We start from the raw sequence: 22,197 nt of genomic DNA on the forward strand, positions 1-22,197 counted from the left end.
GACCCGACGACACGTGGTGTCACGCCGAGCAGGAAGCCCGGCCTCGATGCTCCACCACACCCCCCACGAGCCGACCTATCGAGTGGTGCGTGAGGAGTGGAGCCGGTGCGCGTAGTGGTGGGACGCGCAAGGGGAGGGAAACTGCACCTGGTAGGTGGCGATGTCTACCTCGCTCGGGGTAGTCGCTGTGGCAGGCCGTGCCGGCCAGGCCCAGATGGAGGGCGTCGCGCAGCGCGGTCGAGTGTCAGTTGTCGGTGATCATGTCCCGGGCAGCATCTCGAACACCGACCGGGACCGTCCGTGGGGGAATGTTTCTTCTCCTCGCCTCCCGCCCCGCGTTTTCTCGCCTGCCCCGCCAGGAGAAGCACCCGTTCCTCGGGAGGGGGCGACTCGCCGCCAGCGACGATGCATCTTTGCCGCAGAGGCTGCTGATACGAGTGACGGCTCGTACCCGGGCTGGTGTCACGCCGATTCGACCGTGCTGATACACCTACGCCGACAGGTGCCAGCGGTCGCCGCCAGAGTCTTCGCTCGCTCGGGTCTATCCGGTGGCGGTATCGGGCTCGGGGAATGCGGGTATGTCGAGCAGGCGGTCGAGCCAGGCAAGTGCCTCGAGCAGCGCCCTGATCTGTCCCTCGCGGTCGGTGCCGTGGACGACGGGAGCCAGATGGTGGCGTGCTCGGTGGGTGTCTCCGGTCAGTGCATCGACGATCGCGATCCACAGGTGGCATTCGGGTGCGGGCAGCTCCCCGATCTCGACAATCCGCCCCTCGGGGGTCCTGATCTTGATGTGATAGTCGGCGATGCCGCCGTTGACGATCGGCCCCAGTTTGAGGGCGATGACCTCGGCGGTGGTGGTGACCGTCCATTCGAGCACGTCACCGTAGCCGGCGTGGTCGGTGCTGGGGGCACAGACCAGCGCGGTGACCGCGCCGGAGAGCGCCGAGAACTCGCCGTCGCCGGCGAAGGTGAGCAGTCGACCGCCGAGGCCGGCTGCGCGGGGAGCCTCTGCGGGGTCGTGCGCCATATTCGAGGGTGCCCGGCTGTCGTCGGTCTCACACCTTCAGTGGCTGATCGAATGCGGGGTTCACCGACCGTCCGGACGGTTACCGTGCCCACGGCGCCGGTCGCTGCCCGAGGAGCGGCGCGCACGGGTCCGAACGTCCTCTCCTCGTGGCCGACTCGCCGCGGGACGGCAGTGTCGGCGGCGACGGTTGTCCTCGACGACGGACCGATCATGCCGGGTCGGCGTCGGTTCGGTGCCGGGGAGCGGTCCTCGGGCTGCGTGGGGGTCAGGGACAGGTGGGGTTGCCGGATGGTCGCCGTGCCGGTGGGGACGAGGCAGTTGTCGCTGTGGCGGTGTTCCCGGCGTGCACGATGTCTATGTCAGCGGGCGACGTCGATGACCACGCGAGCCGGATCGTCGAGCGAGTACACGGCGAAGGGTGGGGCCGGATCTGTGACGCCGATGAAGGACTGGGTGGTGCCTTCGAAGATCGTCGTGCCGGTGGCCTCGACGACCGGGCCGCCCGGTGTCGCGCGGACGGGAAAGGGCCCGGTATAGGGGGTGACGTCGCTGGTGAACGGATAGGCGGAGCCGCTGATGCGGACCTCGAGGACGGCATCGCCAGCGACGGGTACGGTGTCGCCGCTGCCGACCTCGATCGCGCGCTCGACATAGCCGACCCGCCAGCCTGGGGTACCGCGGCCGTCGAGTTCGTAGACCACACGATCGAACGCGTCATGGGTGCCGGTGCGGATGTCGGTGACGGTCAGCGCCGCGTCGGCGTCGGCTGGTGCAGTCTTGTCCGTTGCGTCGACCGGGAGGGTGCCGGGGGTAGGGGTGACGAGGGCCGCTGCGACGGCTGGGGTCGGGACGGGAGCGGGTTCATCGGGTGTGGACGAACATCCGGTCAGTGCCAGCGCGGCAGTGACGGCAGCCAACGGGATGCGGATGTGAGTAGTGGGATTCATGTTCTGAGAGTGACCCCGGTGAAGGCAGGACAAACCGGGCTCGGTCTAGATTTGCATTGTTGTGCAACGCGGACGCGAGAACCCATCTTGCGCAGCGGTAGCAGGCGTTCACGGGCGCGTCGGCAGAGGTGAGAGGGGCCGCTCGGTGGGCAAGGGTTCGGCCGTTGTCCATGCGTGGACGGGCACCTCGAAGGGATCGCACCGGCTCGTTCCAGGGTGGCGGGCATCGGGGGTCGGGCCGGGTCGGATCGCCTCGGCAAGGAATTGGGTTCGACCTCGAAGTGCACATTCCGCAGCAGGAGGTCGCCGACTTCTGCGTTGGTGTCGTCGATGGCAGCCTGCTGGGTGAGCTGTCCTGCCTCGCATCCGACGAGCACTGCCGCGGTCACGACGCAGACGATAAGCGTCCAAACGCGACGGTTACCGACCGGGTACGCGACGGGGTGCAGGGTGCGTCGGGGGTTCGGCAGGATCTCCTCTCGTCGTGACCGGCGGGGCGCCGACCCGGAGTTCCGTGTATCACTGCGCTTTCCGGTAGGCGTGGCGCAGTTGCCAGATGCGGGCACCGCCGATCACCGCGGCGATCAACAGTCCGGCGAGTGCGGCGAACAGCAGCGCCACCCCCAGAGGCAGGGTGAAGTCCCAGCCGAGGAACGCGATGGCGGTGCGTTCGGTGTTCTGCAGGATGAACACCAGCAGCACGATGGTGATCACTGCCCCGACTGCCAGTGCCACCAGCATCCGGCCGGTGCGTGTCGGTCCGACCGCCCCGGCTGCTGGTGCGGTTCGGTCTGCGGGATCGGTGGGGGACGGGTCAGGGTGGGAGTGGCGGGTACGCATGATCGGTTTCTCCATCGGGTCGGCTCCGCCGGATCGGGGAGCAGTAGCGCGTGGTCGCTGCGGATCAGAAGATGCCGAGGGTGCCTTGCCACAGGGCCACGAGCAGGTAGACGGCAACGGCGAGGGGATAGTAGGGATTCCTCGGTGTTCTCGAGGACCGGCGCTGTCCCTTGGGCGGACGAGATATCGCGTCCACGGGAGGCCGCGTCGGCGGTCGCGATGTCCGGTGGGTGCACGATCTGGGCGCAGGGTTCCGCCGGGCAGGGGTCAGTGCCGGTCGGTCGGCGCGGTCGGGTCCGGGTCACTGCCTGCGGTGTCGGGCACCTCTGTCGGGGTGGACCTGTGCATCCGGTCCAGGTGCAGTTTGATCCATTCGGTGGTCACGGTCGGCTGTGGGGAGGAATACGGGTCCATGATCCTGTTCAACTGGTGGGTTGCGGATATTCGCAGTCCACGGTGGGGTTGACTCCCATGTAGTTCAGGGGGCCGGCCACGATGGTCACCGCGATGGTGCCGACGCTGGCGCAGTTGGTCGAGGCGTCGCCGTAGTATCCGCGTTGTCCTGCGGCGACGGCGCCGATGATCAGCCAGATCAGTATCAGGAAGCCGAGCAGGCCGGATAGGCGGTTTCTGGTTCGCATCGTGTGCTCCTGTCCACGAAAGCGGTGGCATCGAGCGCGGTGCTCGGTCGGCCGTTCCGACCGGATGCGCGCAGCGCTGGGCCGGGATCCTCGATCCGGCCGACGGTGCCGGCTGGGGTGCGCCCTCCGATACGTTGCTCGTTGTGGTGACGCAACCATTGCAGTCTGCGGGCTAGATCCAAATCAACAGCGGATCTTGCGCTTTCGTTTCCAGAGTCCACCCTAGTAATCCGGTGCAGACGTGCCAAGACGCCGACGTGGTCGAACACCGATGGTTATGCGATTGCAATACCTCGGTTCGCTCGAAGTCAATTCGTGGCTGGTGAGACCTGAACCTCGCACGATAGGACCACAGCTCACCGATCCCGGCCATCGCGGGCGGCGAATTGTGCGCGTAGCGCGGCGATCTCCGCAGTCAGGTCCGCGACCTGCGCCCGGGTAACGGCCTGGTGCGCCTCGTCCTGTTCGCCCACACGCTCGACGAGCCAGGAGGCGAGCGTTGCGGTGATCACACCCAGCAGTGCGATGCCGGCGATCATCAACGCCACCGCGATCAACCGTCCGGTGGTGGTGACGGGGGAGAAGTCGCCGTAGCCGACCGTGGTGACAGTGACCGTCGACCACCACAGTGCTTCGGGATAGGTTTCGATCGACGCGTCGGGGGCGCCGCGTTCGGAGTCGAGCATCGCCAACGACGAGATGATCAGCAGTAACAGCGTCGAGCCCGCGGCGTACATCACCACCCGTCCGCGCACCGCCGTGCCGGCCGAGCGTTGCAGCACTCCCAACAGGGTCACCAGCCGCAGCAGGCGCAGTGGCCGGAACACCGGCAGGACGACCATCGCCACCTCGTGCAGATGGTGCAGCAGCCACCGGGCCGGGCGCGGCGCCAGCGTCAGGCGCACCACGAAGTCCCCGGCGAACAATACCCAGGTACCCCACATGACGAGCTCGGCGAGCTGTGCCGCTGCTCCGGCCGCAGGACTGAGCACGGTCCAGGCGTAGGCGCCGAGAAACGCCGCCGCGGCGACGATCAACGGCCATTCGGATAGCTGCTGCCAACGTTGTTCGGTCATCGACCGATCGTGACCGAATGGTACGACCGCGCTCATACCGGGGTGGGATCTTCCCGGCCTCGGCCTGCTCGGTGGGACCCGGATCCGGTTAGGGTGCTCGACGAGACGAAACCAACGACCCTGTGCGAACACGCGGTGCCGCGACCGCACTGCTCGTGCGCGACGTTCGATGGGGTGACTTCTGTCGCCGATGCGGGAATGCGGCGGTGGTGACCGACCCTCGCCGCCGGCCGGCCTGCTCGGATGTACTCACCGATCGTCCGGACTTCGCCCTGGCCGGTATCGTGCGGGTGCCGCAGCGCCAAGCCGGTCCCGGGTAGGCCATCGTCCGCCGGCCAGCGCCCGCGACGCCTACCTCAGCGCATCGAGCCGGGTATCGAATTTCTCACCGCCGCGGCGACTTTGCGAAGAGGGTCGAGCCGTTGGACCCATACCGCCATTCTCACACCGTATGCGGCTTCGCAACAGTTGTACCGAGGAGAGCACTGCCGGTGCCCGCCGTGATCGGCGGATCAGTTCGACAGCCGAGCGAGCGGCGTTGACCCGGTGGTCGAGTGGGCCGAGGACATGTTCGCCATGGTCGTCGCAGCGATCATCACGATCGGCCCTGTCGTCCGAGGTACCTGAAGGAACCGCTCGTGCCCGGTGACTGTCGTCCCCGACGCCACAGTCGGCACCGGGTCGCAGAATCCGTCCAGGAAGCGAGTGTCCGTCAGTGCTCGGCGGTCGGGTTTTGCGGGCGTACCACCAAGACCGGGCAAGGCGCGTGTTCGGCGCAGTAGGCGCTGACCGAGCCCAGCAGCAGACCCGTGAACCCGCCGTGACCGCGGCTGCCGACGACGAGCATCTGTGCGTGACGGGCGGCGTCGATCAGCACCTGCGAGGGGTGCCCTTCGCGCACCGATTCGACGAGCCTGGGCGGTGGGGCGCTCTCGAATGCGGCGGTAATCGCATCTGAGAGTATTCCGGCCGCCTCCTGATCGGGGCGGTAGTCCGCCGGGTACGGGTAGAAGCCGTAGGTGTGGGCGGGGTGCCACGCAATCGTCGCTTCGATCGTGGCCCCGAGCGAGTGCGCCAGTCGGGCCGCCCACCGCAGCGCTTCGATCGACGGGCCCGACCCGTCGACGCCGACCACCACTCGCGCCTGTAGCGCATTGCCGCTGCCAGATGCCTGCGTGGGGCCCGTGGCCTCCTCCATACGCTTGAATTTACCCGGTGGTGCCGACGGCTCGCGACATCTACGACGAGCGCGCCAGCAACAGCCGCCGACCGCACGATTCGGCTTGATCAGTGTGAGCATGGTCCACCGGGGGTCCCTATGAAGCTTCGATATCTCGTCGACCCCGGACGCGGCCGCGTTGAGATGTCGGTAGATGCTCCGGGCGAAGTAGCGCTCGAGGATACGACGGATCGCGCGGTCGGTCCTGCCCTCGGCGCGGCGCCGGTCGGCGTAGACGCGGGTGTGGGGGTCGGGGAGCATTCGCACAGCGACGTCTCGATGAGAGCCGTCGGCATATGCCCTGCGGGGCCCAACGGCCCTAGCGGGTTTTTCGCCGCGGGGTCACACTGGCGACGAGGGAGGCTCTGATCTTCGTCGGTCTCCTCGCAATTTGGAAGTGCTGTGATCCGGGGAAGGCCGGGGTAGCGCAGCCGCCATGACCGAGCCACCACAATGAGAGTCAGGTGCACAGCATAGGCACGGCAAGGACGTACAGCAGGAACTGCGCGCACCTGTCCGAGAGTTGCGGCACGCGAGTTGGCAGAGGCACGAGAGCTTCGGACAGCTGCACGGGCCCCGCCATCGCCGCGTTCGACGAATACCCCTCGGTGCAGTCCGGGACAGCGAGAAGGATCTCCCGACCCATAACGCCCGTCCTTGATGGGTGAGGCAGCGCAGTTTGTGAAAGATCCTCCCCGCCGGGCTATTCCGTCGGCGAGGGCAGGCTGTTCCGGCGACCGTCCTCAGAAGCGTCCAAAGCCCGGACATGGGACGGCGCGAGGGACGCGCTCACGAAGATCGTCGGTCACGACGAGAACGGACCGATGTATGGCATCGAACCAGCCGAACACCGGAGCCGCACCGCCCACGCGCGACTTGGACCGCGTGCCGCTGCCGCAGGTGCTGACCGCGTTGGAGACGTCTTCCGAGGGTTTGACCGCCGAACAATCGCGGGAACGGCTTGTGCGGTACGGGCCGAACGAGATCGCCGAGGAACACCGCAACCAGTTGCTGGTGCTCGCAAGCTACTTCTGGGGGCCGATCTCGTGGATGATCGAGGCTGCGCTGGTGCTGTCGCTGGTGGTGCGGCACTGGGCCGATGCCGCGATCATCGGCGTGCTGCTGGCGATGAACGCGGTGGTGGCCTTCCTCGAAGAGCATCAGGCGGCGAATGCCATCGCTGCGCTGAAGCAGCGGCTGGCAACCACCGCGCGGGTGCGGCGAGACGGGGCATGGACCACGGTGGCGGTGCGGGAGCTGGTGCCCGGAGATGTGATCCGGGTCCGGCTGGGTGATGTCGCACCGGCGGACGCCCGACTGCTCGAGGGCGCGTCGCTGCAGGTGGACCAGTCGGCGCTGACCGGAGAATCGCTGCCGGTCAGCCGCACCGATGGGGATGTGCTGTATTCCGGGGCGGTGGTCGTGCGCGGCGAGGCCGACGCCGTGGTGCACGCCACGGGTGCGGCCAGTTTCTACGGCCGCACCACCGCCCTGGTGAAGACCGCCGGCACGGTCTCCCATTTCCAGCGGGCGGTGCTCCGCATCGGCCACTACCTGATCGTGCTGGCGCTGGCGCTGGTAACGCTCACCGTGATCGTGTCGGTGGCACGCGGGAACCCGGTGCTGTCGGTACTCGAGTTCGCGCTGGTGGTCACGATCGCCTCGGTGCCGGTCGCGCTGCCCGCGGTGCTGTCGGTGACCATGGCGGTCGGCGCCCGGCACCTGGCCCGCCGCCAGGCCGTCGTGTCCCACCTGCCGGCGGTGGAGGAACTGGGCGGCATCGACGTGCTGTGCTCGGACAAGACCGGCACCCTCACCCAGAACCGGCTGGCCGTCGCCACCCCCTGGACCGCCCCAGGCATCGATCCCGATAACCTGCTTCACGCTGCGGCCCTCGCCTCCCGCGCGGAAGACCAGGACACCCTCGACCTGGCCGTCCTCGCCGCCGCCCCGACTCCCCCGCCGGGACTCGCGGTGACCGAGTTCGTCCCGTTCGACCCGGTCTCCAAACGCACCCAGGCCACCGTGACCGGCGATCCCGACACCGGCTCCTACCAGGTCAGCAAGGGGGCCCCGCAGGTCATCGCAGCCCTGTGCACTACTGACTCCGCGGCGAAAGACATCGATGCCGTGGTGGAGCACTTCGCCTCCCGCGGCTACCGTTCCCTCGGCGTGGCCCGCCGCGACGGCCCACACGGCTGGCAGCTCCTGGGGGTCCTGCCGCTGGCCGACCCCCCAAGGGAAGACTCGGCCGCCACCGTCACCGCGGCCCGCCGACTCGGGGTGGACGTGAAGATGGTCACCGGCGACCAGAAGGCCATCGGCCGCGAGATCGCCCACCGCATCGGCCTCGGTGAACATATCCTCGACGCCACCGTCCTGGACCCCGGGCAGCCGGATGGGGCGCCCGCCGACACCGAAGAGGTCCTCGCGAAACGCGTCGAGGCCGCGGACGGCTTCGCCCAGGTCTTCCCCGAACACAAATACCGCATCGTCAAACTTCTGCAGGCCCGCGGGCACATCGTCGGCATGACCGGTGACGGTGTCAACGACGCACCTGCCCTCAAACAGGCCGACGCCGGGATCGCGGTCGCCGGCGCCACCGACGCAGCCCGGGCCGCCGCCGACGTGGTTCTGCTCGCCCCCGGCCTGTCCGTCATTGTTGATGCGATCCGGCAGGCCCGGGAGATCTTCGCCCGGATGACCAGCTACGCCACCTATCGCATCGCCGAGACCATCCGCGTGCTGCTGCTGATCACGCTGGCGATCGTGGCGGTCGACTTCTTCCCCGTCACCCCCATAATGATCGTGTTCCTGGCGCTGCTGAACGACGGAGCGATCCTGTCCATCGCCTACGACCGCGTCCGCGGCTCGAACCGGCCCGCGGCCTGGGACATGCGCTCCGTGCTCACCATCGCCACAGCGCTGGGGCTGATGGGTGTGGCCGAGACGTTCCTGCTCTTCGCCCTCGCCGACCAGGTCTTCGGCCTCAGCCACGACCTCATCCGCACCCTGATCTACCTCAAACTCTCCGTCTCCGGGCACCTCACCATCTTCGTCACCCGCACTCGCGGCCCCTTCTGGACCCGACCCGCCCCCGCCCCGATCCTGCTCGGCGCCGTCGTCGGAACCCAGGTCATCGCCACCCTCATCGCCGTCTACGGCATCCTTATGACCCCACTCGGCTGGGGCTGGGCCGGCATCGTCTGGATCTACGCGTTGATCTGGTTCCTCGTCGAGGACCGCCTCAAACTCGCCGCCCACCACTGGCTCGGCACTCATCCTGCGGCCGCCCGACCCGCCTAGCGTCGAGATTAGGTGGCGCGTCCCCGAAGAACAACGCCGGCAGAAACTCCGGCCACTCGCCCGGATCGCCGACCCTACAGCCAGAGGCACCGCGACGACATGGTCAGCAGGGCGAAGGGCCGGGCGGCGGGAAGGGGACCGCCGGTCGGTGGTAACGCGCGCGTCGGTACCGGTGAGGACGAGGTCTCCTGGTTGAACACCCTGACCTCACCGGAGTATCGTTTGGGCATACGACCCAGGTAAACGACCAGGGCGTATGCCCAAGCAGAATGGTTCGTCGTGGTCACGTCCGCGGAACAGGGCCGGCAAACCCGGGCGCAGCTGATGGAAGCGGCGCTCGGATTGATCGCGGAGCGGGGCTGGGGGTCGGTCACCACCCGGTCGGTCGCCGAGCGTGCCGGGCTGCGGCCGGGGTTGGTGCACTATCACTTCACGTCGGTCACCGATCTGCTGGTCGACGCGTCGCTGGAGGCGGCCCGGCGGGAAGTCGGTCGGATCGTCGAGGCGGCGACCGCGGAGTCGGGATTGGGTGGCCTGGGCCGGATGCTCGACGCCGCCACCTCGTACGACTCGACCGATCCGACGACGACGACGTTCACCGAGATGCTGCTCGCGGCAACCCGCCACGAGCGCCTCCGCGACGGTCTCGCGGAACTGTTGCGCGAGTCCCGTGCCGTGATGGCGCAGTGGCTGCGCCGGGAGAAGGCCGCCGTCGTGAACCCGGAGGCGAGTGCGGCGCTGTTGATGGCAGCGCTCGACGGGCTGGTACTGCACCGGCTGATCGACCCGCAGGTGCGTGACCTCGACGTCCGGCGGGCACTGCGGCGTCTGGCGGGCTTGGATGCCCACGGCGAGAACCAGGGAGGTTCGCCATGACCGACGGCAAACGCGGCGGGATCCGGTTGCGCGAGGTGGGCAAGACCTACGGCGCGGGGGAGGCCGCGGTGCACGCCCTGCGCGCAGTCGACCTCGACATCCCCGCCGGTGAACTCGTCGCCGTCCTGGGCCCGAGCGGATCGGGCAAGACGACATTGCTGAACGTGATCGGCGGTATCGAATCCGCCGATACCGGGACGATCACGGTGGCCGGAGAGCGTATCTCGGGACGACGGCCCAGCGATCTGGGCGACTTCCGCCGCGCGCACATCGGTTTCGTCTTCCAGTTCTTCAACCTGATCCCCAGCTTGACCGCCCGGGAGAACATGGAGGTGGTGATCGAACTGACCGGCCGCGGTGACCGCCGCCGGGTTCCGGATCTTCTTGCTGCAGTCGGACTGTCGGACCGAGCCGGGCATTTCCCGGCGCAACTGTCGGGTGGGCAGCAGCAACGCGTATCGATCGCCCGTGCGTTGGCGACCGACCCGGACCTGCTGCTGGCCGACGAACCGACCGGTGCCCTGGACGTCGCGGCCGGACGCAGCGTCCTCGAACTGTTGCAGCAGACCAGCCGCGCCGGACGCGGCGTGATCATGGTGACCCACAACGAGGTCGCCGCCGACATCGCCGACCACGTCGTCCGGATGCGTGACGGCGTCGTCGTCTCCGAAGACCGCAACCCCACACCGGCCGACGCCGCGACGATCCGGTGGTGACCATGAACCGGACCCTGACCAAGAAAGCGGTGCGTGACCTGCTGCGCCGACTGCCGCAGGTCACCGCGATCGCCGTGACGGTAATGCTCGGTGTGCTGCTGTACGTCGCCAGCTACGACTCGTTCCGCAACCTGCAAGCCTCCTACGACCGCACCTACGACAGAACGCATTTCGCCGACCTGACCGCCACCGGCGGCGACCCCGACACGATCGCCGCGGCCGTTCGCGGCGCGCCGGGCGTCGCCCGCGTCGCGACGCGCACCCAAACCGACCAGCCGATGACTATCGGCGGCACCAAACTCGTCGGCCGGGTCGTCGGCACACCCGCGGCCGTCGACCGTGGCATCAACGAGTTCGACCTCACCGCAGGCCACGAGCCCGACCCCGCCCATCCCGACCAGGTGGTTGTGGAGCGCCACGCCGCCGACACCTTCCACCTCGCAACCGGGGACCGGCTGGAGGTCTTCGACGGCGCCCGGTGGCAGCAGGTGACCGTTTCCGGGATTGCGCAATCACCGGAATACCTCTGGCCCGCCCGCGACCGCCAAGACGTCCTCGGCGACCCGCACGCGTTCGCGGTGCTGTTCGCGCCCGAACGACTCGCCGAGACCCTGTCCGGGCGTACCGGGGCCAACCAGACGCTGGTCGAGATGACCGGCACCCCGACGCAAGCCGACCGCGATCACGTCGCCGGCCTGCTGCGAACCGCCGGCGCTGTCGACGTGCAGACCCGCGCCGATCAGCCGTCGAACGCCACCCTGCGCGAAGACCTCAACGGCTTCTCCGAAATGGCCGTCGGGTTTCCCGCCCTGTTCCTCACCGCCGCCGCGATCGCCGAATACGTGCTGATCACCCGGCTCGTCTACGCCGAACGCCAGGTCATCGGCACGCTGCTCGCGATGGGTGCACGCCGAGGCGCGGTCGTGCGGCACTACCTCTGGTACGGGGTGATCGTCGCTGGCGTCGGTTCGGTCGCCGGGGTGCTCGCCGGCGCGGCCGCAACCTCCGCGGTCACCACCGCCTACACGACCGCGCTGCACGTGCCCGACACCGTGATCGAGCACCGCCTCCCCACCGCCGTCCTCGGGTTCGTCCTCGGCCTGGTCACCGGGCTGATCGCCGCGCTCGCGCCCGCGATCGCTGCCGCCCGCACCGCACCCGCCGATGCGATGCGCGGCGACGGCGTCCACACGGTCCGGATGGGTCCACTCACCCGGCTCTCCGCCCGGTGGGAGCGACTCCCGGTGGTGGCGAGGATGGCGCTGCGGTCGCTGACCCGCAGCCCACGCCGTACCGCCGCCACCATGCTCGGTGCCGTGCTGGCGCTCATCCTGGTCCTCGCCTCGGTCGGCATGCTCACCAGCATGCGTACCATGCTCGACATCCAGTTCGGGCAGATCCAACGCGAGGACGCCACCGTCCTCGTCGCACCAGGAACGACGAACACCGCCCTACAACTGCAGTCACTACCCGGAGTCATCGCCGTCGAACCCACCCGGCTCGGGCGTGTCACCGTCGCCGCCCACGGGAACACATACCCGACGTCGCTGACCGGACTCGAACCCACCACCGTCATGCACGGCTTCCGCACCCCCGACGGCGCCACCCGCACCCTGCCCGGCGACGGCGTCCTCGCCGGCGCCGCCCTCGCCGGCAGACTCGGCGTGCACGTCGGCGACGACGTCACCGTGATTCCCGACGGCGGCGGATCCGCACGCCGAGTCCGCCTCGCCGGGCTGCTCGACGAACCGCTCGGCACCGCCCTGTATGCGACCAACGCCACTGCCGGATCCATCATCGCCGGCGGAACCGACGGCTACCTGCTCCGCTTCGCTCCCGGCGCGGACCGCGACCGGATACGCGCCGCCGCCACCGACACCACCGGAGTGGTCGCCTACACCGACACCCACGCGCTCGAGCATCAACTCGACAGCTTCCTCGCCCTGTTCTGGGTGTTCGTCGGCGCCATGCTCGCCCTCGGCGCCGTGCTCGCGTTCACCGTCATCTACGTGACCATGACCGTCAACCTCGCCGAACGCACCACCGAACTCGCCACCCTACGCGCCGCCGGTGCCCCGGTCCGCAGACTCACCGCGGCATTGGCGGCCGAAAACCTCGCCGCCACTCTGCTCGCCGTCCCACTCGGCCTCGCCGCCGGCGTCGGCGCCGCCTGGCTTTTCCTGCGATCGTTCAACAGCGATCTGTTCAGTCTCGACCTGTCCCTCGGACCCACACCGCTGATCCTCGCCGCCGCCGCGGTCCTCGCCGCCGCAGCCGTCTCCCAACTCCCCGCCGCACGGTTGGTCCGACGCATCGACATCGCCCGCGTCGTCCGCGAACGCGCACAATGACACCCCGGCAATAGGGCCGGTCGGTGGTGCTGCGCAGCACCGGCACCCCTGCCGTATCGGAGTCCGGTTCGGTTCCAGTGGCACGGACGCGCGCAGTGTGCTCCGCGGCTGCCGTCACCGTCGGCTTTCCTGCGGGCCAACAGTGCCCGGGCGTCAGCGTGACACCGGGCCTGGGTGAGCGCGATGCGGTGCAGCGCGGCGTTGAGTTGTCGGTTCCCGGTGCGCGAGAGACGATGTCGAGCCCGGTTGGACGACCGCACCGGCAGCGGTGCGGTGCCGGTGTGCCGGGCGAAGGCGTCCTTGGAACGAAACCGGTCGATGCCAGCCGGTCTCACCGATGATCTTCGCCGCCGTCAACGCGGCGCAGCCTGGAATCGCCAACAAGGACGGCGCCAGCGGAGTGATCCGCGAGGTGATCGCGGTGGCGAGTTCGTCGATCTCGACGGTCAGTCGGCGCAGGTGGGCGACGAGGCGGGCGGTCAGGTCGGCGACGAGACCGGTGAACGTCGCGGCGTGCGCGTCGATCTTGTCGAAAGCGCTGGCCCGGTCCATTTCGTGGGCGGTGCCCATTCCGGGTCGAGTTCGTGCAGATGCCACCGCAGCCGGGAAATGATGCGAGTGCGTTCGGCGACCAGGTCTTCACGGTGATCGACCAACAGCCGGATCGCGCGTTCGACACCGTCGAGGCGATCACGTGGAGATCGCCACGGTGAAGTACTCGGTGCCCCACACCTTCGTCGGCCAACACGTCGATGTGAAGATCACCGGCCAGACCCTGACGATCATGCGCGGCGGCGAGGTCATCGCCTCCCACACGGTCTGCGGGCGGCGGCACTCATTCGTGACTGATCCGGACCATGTGCCCGCCCAGCACCTGCAGTCCGCGGACCTGTGGTCGCGGGCCTACTTCGTGCGCCAGGCCCACAAGGTCGGCCCGAACACCGTCGCCGCGATCGGTGAGGTGCTCGATCGCCAGCGCATCGAAGCTCAGGGCTACCGGTCGTGCCAGAACATCCTCGCCCTGGCACGGGGCGAGAACAAGCAGTTGCTCGAACGCGCCTGCGGGCAACTGATCTCCGAGACCTCACGCCGGGCGATCAGCTACACCGCGGTCAAACAGCACCTCGCGGTTCTGCGGGCCCAAGCCGCTGCCCGGCCCACCACCACGACCGCGGCGCCGGCGACCACGATACCGCTGGAGCCGCCGCCAGGGCGGCGAGACACCACCGGGGCGCATCTGGCCGGGCCCGAGCAGTTCAGCCTCGCCGCCCCGACCGGGCGCCCGAGCACCGGCACCGCGAGCCGGGAGGAGCTGCAGTGATCGATCGCCACCTCACCGACGCCGACATGCCGCTGTTCACCCAGCTGCGGATGACCGCGTTCGGACAGACCGTCATCGACCTGGCCAACGACCCCGCCTGCGACGAGTGGACCTTCTCCCAGAAGATCTTCCACGCCCTGGACAAAGAGATCACGGCCAGGCAGGAACGCCGGACCCAGAAACTACTCAAGGCCTCCAGACCGCCAAACCCCGATGCCTGCGTAGAAGAGATCCGCTACCTGCCTGACCGCAACGTCAACCGCGAGCTGATCGCACGACTTTCCAGCTGTCAATGGATCGACGCCACCCGCAATCTCGTCGTCCTCGGCCAGTCCAGCGTGGGCAAGACCGACCTCGCCCAGGCGCTGCTCAACGCTGCGTGCCGAAAGTACTACACCGCGAGATTCTTCCGGCTCCACGACCTGGCCAACCGCCTCGCCGTGCTGGAACCGACCTCGCAGCGACGGCTGGACTTCCTCACCGACCTGCACAACTGCGACCTGCTGGTCCTCGACGACTTCCTGACCACCCCGGTGGCCCCGCACACCGCGGCCGAACTGCTCAACATCCTGGCCGCCCGCGAAGGCCGCGGCTCGACTCTGGTGACCTCCCAGTTCGATCCGCCTGACTGGTACAAGTCGCTCCAGGACGCGGTCATTGCCGAATCGATCCTCAACCGGATCGTCGCCGGTGCCGAGATCGTCGCCCTCGACGGACCCAACATGAGACGACACCTCGCCACGGCGACACCGTAGCGACCCAGCGGTCGGACGGGCAGGCACCGCTATCCGGTACCCGTCCGACCGCTACCCGATCACCAGAACCGCGCTACTCGAAACACGTCCCAAACAACCGTGCTCTCGCTCAGCGTCAAGGGCGCCTCCTCGGATCCGTAGGCGCGCTATCGCCCACGGCCTGCGCCGCGGTACGCGCGGTGGTCCGGTCACTGCGGGCGGGGACCTGGATCACGCTCTGCGCTGTCCGGCCGCCGCCACACCGTGCGACCCTCGCCGATCCTGCTGGAGCGGGGGTCGCCCGGACACGGGTGTTCAGTTCTCCGGTGTCGATTCGACGTCCCGTGCACTCGACGGTGCCTGCCTGCGTCAGTGCCGGCTGCTGGTCCGCTTCGCCGTGCCGGAAGAACGTCGGCGCGCCGAGGGTGGCACGCAGGGTGTTTCCGAGCGGCCACGACCGGGGTGAGGTCGCCGCCGATCTCGGCTGCGACGAGACCGTCGCCCGAGCCGTGGCCGAGCGGTACCTCGCCGACCCCGAGTCCCGGGGCTCAGAAGAATCAATTCTCACTGTTCGATCTCTGATCGGCCGGCGTCACCTCCCACTCGGGGAGAGCAGCGCCGTCCCGGCGCGGCTCGGGCACGGCGGTGTGCTGGTGCAGCGCCCGGGTGGTGGGTTCGTCACCCGGCCGGGCCGGGATTGCCGTCGCAGCCGAGGTCCGCACCATCGACGGTGGGTTCGATGCGGGGCACCGTTCGACGCGGGGCGAACTCGGCGGGCCTGCCGGCACCACACCCCAGCCTGCAGGCGCCCCATCGCCGCCACTTCCTGGTCGTGACCTGGTGGTAGCCACCCGAGGCACCCTCTGCGATACTTGTATCGCAGGAGGTGGTTTCCGTGGCAATCTCGATCAGACTCACGCCGGAGGACGAGGCCAGGCTCGACGCACTGGCGCGACGGACCGGACGATCGAAGACGTTCTACATCCGCGAGGCGATCCATGCGCACCTCGGCGAACTGGAAGAGCGGTTCTGGGCGGACTCTGTGGTACACGAGTGGGAGAACACCGGTCGGCAGAGCCGGCCGGCCCAGGAACTGTGGGATGAGCTGGGCGGGTGACCCGGTGGCACCTGCGAACCTCACCGCAGTTCGACAAGGCCGCCCGCCGTATCGACCGCACAGCGTTGCGGCGGATCAGGGCATACCTCGACGAGGTCTGCGAGCTGGACGACCCCCGTCAGCGGGGCAAGGCGTTGACCGCGAACCACGCGGGGTACTGGCGCTACCGGATCGGTGACTGGCGCGTCATCGCCGAGATCGGCGAGGACGAACTGGTGATCGTCGCGATCGGGCTCGGGCATCGCTCCGAGATCTACCGGGAGCGGTAGAGACCACTGCATTCCGATGCGGTCTCGCCGACTGCGACCCGACGCGACGGGGGGTTCGACTTACCGGCCCGGCGCCGGCGGCGTGGACGCGGCCCGGAGCTGCTCGAGCGTGAGCACCGCCGTGGTGTCCCGGACCGCACCGCGACGGGCCCGTGCCACCGCCAGCGCCGTCAAGGCGGTCGAGATTCCCAGCGCCCAGGGCGCCGACTCGACCGGTGTAGAGCCCGCACGATCGGACATGGTCGGACAGCCGGCCGAGGGCACCGTCGAGCACGGCGATCTGCACGGCATCCGAATCCGAGTCCGGTCCGGGGACGGTGACACGCACCGGGTAGGGCCCCAGCAACACGAGGCCGGTGGGCAGCATCCGATGAATCGTCTCTGCCACCGGCCATGCCCTCGGGTCGTGGCCCCGCAGCGGTTCGGGGACGAACGTGAGGTTCGGGATCGGGACCACCTCGGTGGCGATGGCCGGGGTTTCGTACTGGTTCTCGACCCACCCGGTGAGGCGAGTGCCGTCGAACAACCCGGCCGGCATCTCGTGGTCGCCGTCGACGTGGTCCGGGCACAGGGCGATCGGGTCCGCGGTTCCGAGTCGGAGCAGCGGGAAGTCGAGGGAGCCGACGAGCCGCTCTCGGCCAGGTCTCGCGGTGCACATAACCCCAGCTCAGCGACCGGAACATGCCCGGATCCTGCTGACATTTCGTGCGGCCTACCGCTGACCTTGAGTGACGTTCCCCCCCAGGTTGCCCGCTGGCAATTTCGTGCGGCCTCTCACCTCGGCGAAGACGGGGGGTGCCGGACGGGTTCTCTGTCATCATTGCAGGTGGAGGCGTTGGTCGCGGGTGGGCCGGGCGCGAGGGTCGCGGGGTGTCGGCCACCGCGGGAGCCCCGAAAAAATCAGGATGAATCGTGCATATCGGGCGTTTTCGCGACCTGGGGGTATGTCACTCCCGGTTTGTGCGGTGTCAGCGACGTAAAATGCCATTTACGCAGCAATCCCGGCGAACCCCCAGCTGAGCGTGTTTTCCCGCGTCGAGGCCCTGTCGGAGCCCTCCGGTAGCGTCCCCACCCGTGACCAACGAGACGGATGATGCGGTGAACAGCCAGATCGTCATGCCGGCGGCGCCGGACATCACGGCGACGACCGCCTCCCGGATCGCGGCGTCGGTGGCCGCGGCGCGGGCCGCCGGGACCCGCCGCACCTACGCCTCGGCGTGGCGGGCCTTCACCACCTGGTGCCAGCGGGAAGGCCACACCGCGCTGCCGGCGCACCCGGTCACCGTCGCCGCCTACCTCGTGGCGTGCGCCGACACCGTCACCGAGGCGGGGGAGCGGGCCTTTGCCCCGGCCACCCTCGCCCATCGCCTCGCCGCGATCGCCCACCACCACCGCCAAACCGGACACCCCAGCCCGACCGGCGACGACCTGGTGAAAGCGACGATGTCCGGGATCCGCCGCGACTACGCCACCACCGGCGAGCGCCCCCGCAGCCCGCGGGCTCCGCTGCTCACCGCCGACATCCTGGCGATCGTCGACAAGGCCCGCGCCGACTGCCAGGGCTGGGCCGACGAGGTGGTCGAACGCCGCGACACCGCCCTCCTGCTGCTCGGGTTCGCCGGGGCCTTCCGGCGCAGCGAACTCGTCGCCCTCACCTGCGGGGACGTCGCGCTGCACCGGCTCGACGGGCTGCACATCAAGCTCCGCAAATCCAAGACCGATCAGGAGGGCCGCGGCGCGGTGCGGGCCCTGCCCTTCACCGCCTCGCACACCAGTTGTCCGCCGTGCGCGTGGATGCGGTGGGCCCAGGTCGTCGCCGCCCACGACGCCAGCGGCCGCCCCGCCGTCATCCGGCTGCTCAGAAACGCCAAGCCGTTCGACGCGCACGTGTGCCGCGGCCCCCGCCCCCGCATGGTCCCGGCGTCGCCGTTGCTGCGCGCGATCCGCCGCAACGGCAACCTCTCCGACACCGCGCTGTCGGGGGCGGCGGTCCATGCGGCGATCCGCCGCCGCGCCGAGTCGGCCGGCTACGACCCCGAACTCGTCCAGCAACTCGGCGGGCATTCGCTGCGGGCCGGGTTCGTCACCCAGGCCTTCCGCAACGGCGCCTCCGCGCACGCGATCATGCGCCAGACCGGACACACCACCCCCGCCATGCTCGAGGTCTACGCCCGCGAACACGCACCCCTCCTGGGCAACGCTGTCACGAACCTGGGCTTGTAGCGCGATGAGCACCCCGATCGGACGACACGACGCATCCCTGGAAGACGCGCTGGGGCTGCGGGTCCCGGCCCGGTACCGGCACGACTGGGCGCTGTTCGCCGACTGGTGCACCGCCACCGACCAGCGGACCATCCCCACCACCCCCGACGCGCTCGCGCTGTTCCTGCACGAGCATCCCGCCGCGCCCGCCACCCAGCGGCGGCGGGTCTCGGCGATCAACTCCGTCCACACCCGCCACGGCCACCCGGCACCGGGCCGCAGCGAAACCGTCCGCCGCCGGCTCGACACCGCCCGCGCCGCCCGACTCGACCGGCTCGCGCAACTCCTGCTGCAAAGGGCGGGGGAGCTGCCCACCACGGGCTGGCCGAGCGGGCTGGTCGGCCGCCGTGACGCGCTGCTGCTCGTCCTGGCGGCGACCGGGATGCCGTTCGCCCGGCTGGCCCGGCTGCGCCGCGGCGACGTCCGCCTCGACGCCGGCACCCTCGTCGCCACCACAACCGACGGCGAACAATTCTGCCTGCCACCGGAGTCGGGCACCGGCGAGAGTCCGGCGGTGGGGGTGTACCGCAGATGGGCTGAGATCCAGGCGTTCCTGGATCAGTACCCGAACACCGACCTGCTCGCCCAGCACCTGACCGACCTGGCCGAGGTCGGCCAGGTCGCGCTCACCGACCGGCAGGCCCGCCACCCCCTGCTGACCCCGATCGACCGCTGGGGACACCTGCCGCTGATACCGCAACCGATGAGCGCACAATCCCTCGCCGCGATCGTCCGCGACCACCTGGCCGGTCAGGTGCGGGTTCGGGCGTCACTGCCCTTGCGCAAGCCGGGGGACCGGGACGACGCCCCGCACGCCCGGCTCGACCCCGAGATCGCGCTCGATCCCCACTACTACGAACGCGGTATCGCGGCCCGCCGCCATGCGCAAGAGAGTCTGCACGACCTCGCCCACGTGCTCGACACCATCGAAAACCAGGCTGACCACCTTCTCGAAGAGCTGCTGGCTCTCTTCGACATCCTGTAGCCGTACTCGATACCAGATGCGCAACTGCGACGGGTCTGTCCGTTAAACGGTGTGTGGGGCCCGGCGGTTCTCATTAGCGGATGGTTCTTTCGAGCCGTCCGGCGAAGGTGATCGCGAACGCGTTCAACGCGGGCTTCCACCTGATCACCCAGCGTGCGCGGCCCCCGCCCGTGGGGTCAAGGGACCTCGTCACCAAGTACAGGCACTTGAGCGCCGATGCTTCGTTGGGAAAGTGTCCTCGGGCGCGGACTGCCCGCCGGTAGCGGGCATTGATCGACTCGATCGCGTTCGTCGTGCAGATCACCCGCCGGATCTCGACGTCGTACTCGAGGAACGGAACGAACTCCGCCCAGGCGTTCTCCCACAACTGCACGATCGCCGGATACCGCTCGCCCCACTCGGCGGCGAACTCGATGAATCGATCCTTCGCGGCCTGCTCACTCGGAGCGGTGTAAACCGGCTTGAGGGACTTGACGATCGCATCGCGATGCTGCCGGCCGGCGTACCGGAAGCTGTTGCGGATCAGGTGAACGATGCATTGCTGGACGACCGTGTGCTCCCAGGTGGTGTTGATCGCCTCGGGAAGCCCTTTCAGCCCGTCACACACGGCGATGAATACGTCTTCGACGCCGCGGTTCTTCAGTTCGCTGAACACCTGCAACCAGAACCGGGCGCCTTCAGCACCGTCGCCGGCCCAGATGCCGAGGATGTCGCGTTCACCGTTCACGGTCACGCCCATCACGACGTAGAACGGGGTGTTGCGCACCTGTCCGTCACGGACCTTCACCACGATCGCGTCGACGAAGATGACCGGGTAGATGGGATCCAGTGGCCGGGAGGACCACTCGGCGAGTTCGGCGGTCACCTTCTCGGTGATCCTGCTGATGGTGTCCTTTTCAGACCTTCGCCCCGTAGACCTCGTCGAAGTGCGCGGCGATCTCACCGGTGGTCAACCCGCGGGCGGTCAACGAGAGCACGATCTGATCGATCCCGTCGAGCCGACGTTTGCGTTTCGGGACGATGACCGGTTCGAACGAGCCGTCCCGGTCCCGGGGAACTTCGATCTCGACCGGCCCGATCTCGGTCAGGACGGTCTTGGTGCGGGTCCCGTTACGCATGTTCTCCGCGATCGGTGTTCCGCCGTGTTCGTGACTGAGGTGCTCGGTCAGTTCTGCTTCCAGAGCAGTCTCGAGCACGCTCTTCGTGAGCTGGCTCACCAGGCCTCCCGGCCCGACCAGGCTCACGCCCTGCTCCTTCGCCTGCGCGAGCAAACGCTCCGCGAGCTCCTTCTGATCGATGATCTCCCCGGTCACGGGATCAATGATCGCCTCGCCTAGCACTTCTGTCGTGTCAGTCACGGTCATTACCTCTCGGATCAGACCGGACCCTCACACACCGTTTTCCGGACAGTCCCTTCACGGCCGCTGTCATTTCGAGGATGCTGCTTACTCCGCAAGTTCGAACAGATCGGGTGCCTGCGATAGTTGTCGAATGCCACTGGACATTGTCGAGGTCGTTCGAGACATGGATCGTCTCGCGAGGGCCACCTGGGATCGAGTGATGATCGGTGACATCGCAGGGCTCAAGTTCCGTGAGGACTCGATCACCGATGAGCTTTTATTCGCTCTCATGCGGAAGCATCCGCAGCTAGCGGTCAGGCGTCTTAATCAGTCTGAGGAGAAGACGGCTGGGGCGGACTGGGAGTGGTGGATCGGTTCGTGGAGTCTCGGATGGTTTCGGCTGAAGATCCAAGCCAAACGGGTTCACGGAAAGAAGTACAGGGAGTTGGATCATCGCGGCGATATCGACGCCGGACACGAGTTTCAGTACCAGACCTTGATTGCCGGTTGCCAGGGAGAATCCACGTATCCGTTCCATGTCTTTTTCAACGGCTGGGCACAGGACCGCTTCAGAGAGTCGTTCGTATCAGACCACATCCATCGGTGCGGTCCGTTGGACCAGGAACTATGGGGCTGCGCCGTGATGTCCTCCTACAGTGTGGTGGATTTGCACCTCGGATCACGGGGCACCGAATGGACCGAACGCTCATTCGTGCCGCGTTACATGCCCGCCTCGCTGCCCTGGTCACGACTCTTCACCCTGGCCTGCACCAACGCGGTTGCCGACAATCTCAAGGCTTACCGTGCTCACTACGCAACAATGTCCTCTGAGCAGATCCTCGACGATCTGCGAATGGCAGCGATCCTTCTCGACGGAGCGGGACGCGGCGAGATATCCGGTGTCGACGGTTCCGGGGCTCTGAACTGGGCGCGCCAGACACTCACGTCAACGCCACTCGTAACACGGCTGCCTGGCTACGCTCATAAGACGCTGGCAGCTCACAGGTACTTCCTCGAAACTGGCGACTTCGCCGAGGGAAACCCCAACTTTCTCATCGGCCCTGAGGATGCCCTGACTGGGAGACTGCCCGATGTCCTGTTGCTCCTCGACCTCGACCTCGACCTCGACGAGATCGACAGACCACGATGATTGTCCGCCAGTGAGCTTCG

The 22,197-nt window shown here is 68.3% G+C and carries 18 protein-coding genes and 2 pseudogenes; 11 read left to right on the forward strand and 9 right to left on the reverse strand.

The genetic code is table 11. The features are described 5' to 3' along the window. Nucleotides 1-541: 541 nt before the first annotated feature. The 6 genes from A4U64_RS27405 to A4U64_RS29180 form a co-directional block, all read right to left on the reverse strand. Nucleotides 542-1,027 carry a hypothetical protein gene (locus A4U64_RS27405; RefSeq protein ID WP_065923720.1) on the reverse strand — a complete coding sequence of 162 codons (486 nt, stop codon included), beginning with the start codon at nt 1,025-1,027 and terminating at the stop codon, nt 542-544. 359 nt (nt 1,028-1,386) lie between these two features. Continuing rightward, nucleotides 1,387-1,974 carry an AMIN-like domain-containing (lipo)protein gene (locus tag A4U64_RS27410; RefSeq protein ID WP_003934316.1) on the reverse strand — a complete coding sequence of 196 codons (588 nt, stop codon included), beginning with the start codon at nt 1,972-1,974 and terminating at the stop codon, nt 1,387-1,389. Nucleotides 1,975-2,493: 519 nt separating this feature from the next. Next, nucleotides 2,494-2,715 (reverse strand): lipopolysaccharide assembly protein LapA domain-containing protein, encoded by a 222-nt coding sequence (locus tag A4U64_RS27420; RefSeq protein WP_003934314.1) that lies wholly within the window; start codon nt 2,713-2,715, stop codon nt 2,494-2,496. Nucleotides 2,716-3,236: 521 nt separating this feature from the next. Then, nucleotides 3,237-3,455, reverse strand: coding sequence for a hypothetical protein (locus tag A4U64_RS27425; RefSeq protein WP_003934313.1), 219 nt, complete (start codon nt 3,453-3,455; stop codon nt 3,237-3,239). A gap of 356 nt (nt 3,456-3,811) precedes the next feature. Then, a complete protein-coding gene (locus tag A4U64_RS27430; protein ID WP_065923722.1) occupies nt 3,812-4,531 on the reverse strand; it encodes a potassium channel family protein in 720 nt (239 codons plus the stop codon). 712 nt (nt 4,532-5,243) lie between these two features. Further along, nucleotides 5,244-6,011, reverse strand: a complete 768-nt coding sequence (locus tag A4U64_RS29180) for a universal stress protein (RefSeq protein ID WP_335740043.1) — start codon at nt 6,009-6,011, stop codon at nt 5,244-5,246. A 567-nt stretch (nt 6,012-6,578) separates the two neighbouring features. On the opposite strand from A4U64_RS29180, the gene A4U64_RS27445 reads away from it, so the two are divergent. The 4 genes from A4U64_RS27445 (at nt 6,579) to A4U64_RS27460 (ending at nt 12,999) form a co-directional block, all read left to right on the forward strand. Further along, nucleotides 6,579-9,056 carry a plasma-membrane proton-efflux P-type ATPase gene (locus tag A4U64_RS27445; RefSeq protein ID WP_065923724.1) on the forward strand — a complete coding sequence of 826 codons (2,478 nt, stop codon included), beginning with the start codon at nt 6,579-6,581 and terminating at the stop codon, nt 9,054-9,056. Nucleotides 9,057-9,335: 279 nt separating this feature from the next. After that, nucleotides 9,336-9,932: a TetR/AcrR family transcriptional regulator gene (locus A4U64_RS27450; RefSeq protein ID WP_065923725.1), complete on the forward strand. Its 597-nt coding sequence runs from the start codon at nt 9,336-9,338 to the stop codon at nt 9,930-9,932. Next, nucleotides 9,929-10,648 (forward strand): ABC transporter ATP-binding protein, encoded by a 720-nt coding sequence (locus A4U64_RS27455; protein ID WP_065923726.1) that lies wholly within the window; start codon nt 9,929-9,931, stop codon nt 10,646-10,648. The genes A4U64_RS27450 and A4U64_RS27455 overlap by 4 nt, the downstream gene beginning before the upstream one ends. A 2-nt stretch (nt 10,649-10,650) precedes the next feature. Continuing rightward, entirely contained in the window at nt 10,651-12,999 is a 2,349-nt protein-coding gene (locus A4U64_RS27460) for an ABC transporter permease (protein ID WP_065923727.1), read from the forward strand. Between the two features lie 98 nt (nt 13,000-13,097). Here the strand turns inward: A4U64_RS27460 and A4U64_RS29010 are convergent. Continuing rightward, nucleotides 13,098-13,667: pseudogene (locus tag A4U64_RS29010) on the reverse strand (transposase); the annotation flags it as partial. A 26-nt stretch (nt 13,668-13,693) separates the two neighbouring features. Here A4U64_RS29010 and A4U64_RS28420 point away from each other — a divergent pair. The 4 genes from A4U64_RS28420 (at nt 13,694) to A4U64_RS27485 (ending at nt 16,440) form a co-directional block, all read left to right on the forward strand. Then, nucleotides 13,694-14,320, forward strand: a complete 627-nt coding sequence (locus A4U64_RS28420) for a Mu transposase domain-containing protein (protein ID WP_232334220.1) — start codon at nt 13,694-13,696, stop codon at nt 14,318-14,320. Further along, nucleotides 14,317-15,075, forward strand: coding sequence for an ATP-binding protein (locus tag A4U64_RS27475; RefSeq protein ID WP_065923729.1), 759 nt, complete (start codon nt 14,317-14,319; stop codon nt 15,073-15,075). The genes A4U64_RS28420 and A4U64_RS27475 overlap by 4 nt, the downstream gene beginning before the upstream one ends. 874 nt (nt 15,076-15,949) lie before the next feature. Next, complete coding sequence (gene relB, locus A4U64_RS27480; RefSeq protein ID WP_065923730.1) at nt 15,950-16,171, forward strand: type II toxin-antitoxin system RelB family antitoxin; 222 nt, start codon at nt 15,950-15,952, stop codon at nt 16,169-16,171. Then, nucleotides 16,168-16,440, forward strand: coding sequence for a type II toxin-antitoxin system RelE family toxin (locus A4U64_RS27485; RefSeq protein ID WP_065923731.1), 273 nt, complete (start codon nt 16,168-16,170; stop codon nt 16,438-16,440). The genes relB and A4U64_RS27485 overlap by 4 nt, the downstream gene beginning before the upstream one ends. A 60-nt stretch (nt 16,441-16,500) precedes the next feature. Here the strand turns inward: A4U64_RS27485 and A4U64_RS27490 are convergent, their stop codons facing one another. Continuing rightward, nucleotides 16,501-16,680, reverse strand: coding sequence for a hypothetical protein (locus A4U64_RS27490; protein ID WP_065923732.1), 180 nt, complete (start codon nt 16,678-16,680; stop codon nt 16,501-16,503). Between the two features lie 876 nt (nt 16,681-17,556). On the opposite strand from A4U64_RS27490, the gene A4U64_RS27495 reads away from it, so the two are divergent. Next, on the forward strand, nt 17,557-18,663 hold the full coding sequence (locus A4U64_RS27495; RefSeq protein WP_065923757.1) for a site-specific integrase: 1,107 nt from the start codon (nt 17,557-17,559) through the stop codon (nt 18,661-18,663). Nucleotides 18,664-18,667: 4 nt separating this feature from the next. After that, the gene (locus A4U64_RS27500) at nt 18,668-19,687 is read left to right on the forward strand and encodes a hypothetical protein (RefSeq protein WP_065923733.1); all 1,020 of its coding nucleotides are present in this window, start codon (nt 18,668-18,670) and stop codon (nt 19,685-19,687) included. A 73-nt stretch (nt 19,688-19,760) separates the two neighbouring features. On the opposite strand, the pseudogene A4U64_RS27505 reads toward A4U64_RS27500, so the two are convergent. Beyond that, nucleotides 19,761-21,012 (reverse strand): annotated as a pseudogene (locus tag A4U64_RS27505) (IS256 family transposase). 166 nt (nt 21,013-21,178) lie between these two features. On the opposite strand from A4U64_RS27505, the gene A4U64_RS27510 reads away from it, so the two are divergent. Beyond that, a complete protein-coding gene (locus A4U64_RS27510) occupies nt 21,179-22,177 on the forward strand; it encodes a DUF6615 family protein (protein ID WP_065923734.1) in 999 nt (332 codons plus the stop codon). Nucleotides 22,178-22,197: the final 20 nt, after the last annotated feature.

Origin of the sequence: Rhodococcus sp. WB1 (assembly GCF_001700945.1) — a bacterium.
Classification (GTDB): domain Bacteria; phylum Actinomycetota; class Actinomycetes; order Mycobacteriales; family Mycobacteriaceae; genus Rhodococcus; species Rhodococcus aetherivorans.

Coding starts and splice junctions, on each gene's coding strand:
- A4U64_RS27405 (WP_065923720.1), bottom strand. CDS start 1,027: ATGGCGCACGACCCCGCAGAGGCTCCCCGCGCAGCCGGCCTCGGCGGT.
- A4U64_RS27410 (WP_003934316.1), bottom strand. CDS start 1,974: ATGAATCCCACTACTCACATCCGCATCCCGTTGGCTGCCGTCACTGCC.
- A4U64_RS27420 (WP_003934314.1), bottom strand. CDS start 2,715: ATGCTGGTGGCACTGGCAGTCGGGGCAGTGATCACCATCGTGCTGCTG.
- A4U64_RS27425 (WP_003934313.1), bottom strand. CDS start 3,455: ATGCGAACCAGAAACCGCCTATCCGGCCTGCTCGGCTTCCTGATACTG.
- A4U64_RS27430 (WP_065923722.1), bottom strand. CDS start 4,531: ATGACCGAACAACGTTGGCAGCAGCTATCCGAATGGCCGTTGATCGTC.
- A4U64_RS29180 (WP_335740043.1), bottom strand. CDS start 6,011: ATGCTCCCCGACCCCCACACCCGCGTCTACGCCGACCGGCGCCGCGCC.
- A4U64_RS27445 (WP_065923724.1), top strand. CDS start 6,579: ATGGCATCGAACCAGCCGAACACCGGAGCCGCACCGCCCACGCGCGAC.
- A4U64_RS27455 (WP_065923726.1), top strand. CDS start 9,929: ATGACCGACGGCAAACGCGGCGGGATCCGGTTGCGCGAGGTGGGCAAG.
- A4U64_RS27460 (WP_065923727.1), top strand. CDS start 10,651: ATGAACCGGACCCTGACCAAGAAAGCGGTGCGTGACCTGCTGCGCCGA.
- A4U64_RS27490 (WP_065923732.1), bottom strand. CDS start 16,680: ATGTCCGATCGTGCGGGCTCTACACCGGTCGAGTCGGCGCCCTGGGCG.
- A4U64_RS27495 (WP_065923757.1), top strand. CDS start 17,557: ATGCCGGCGGCGCCGGACATCACGGCGACGACCGCCTCCCGGATCGCG.
- A4U64_RS27500 (WP_065923733.1), top strand. CDS start 18,668: ATGAGCACCCCGATCGGACGACACGACGCATCCCTGGAAGACGCGCTG.
- A4U64_RS27510 (WP_065923734.1), top strand. CDS start 21,179: ATGCCACTGGACATTGTCGAGGTCGTTCGAGACATGGATCGTCTCGCG.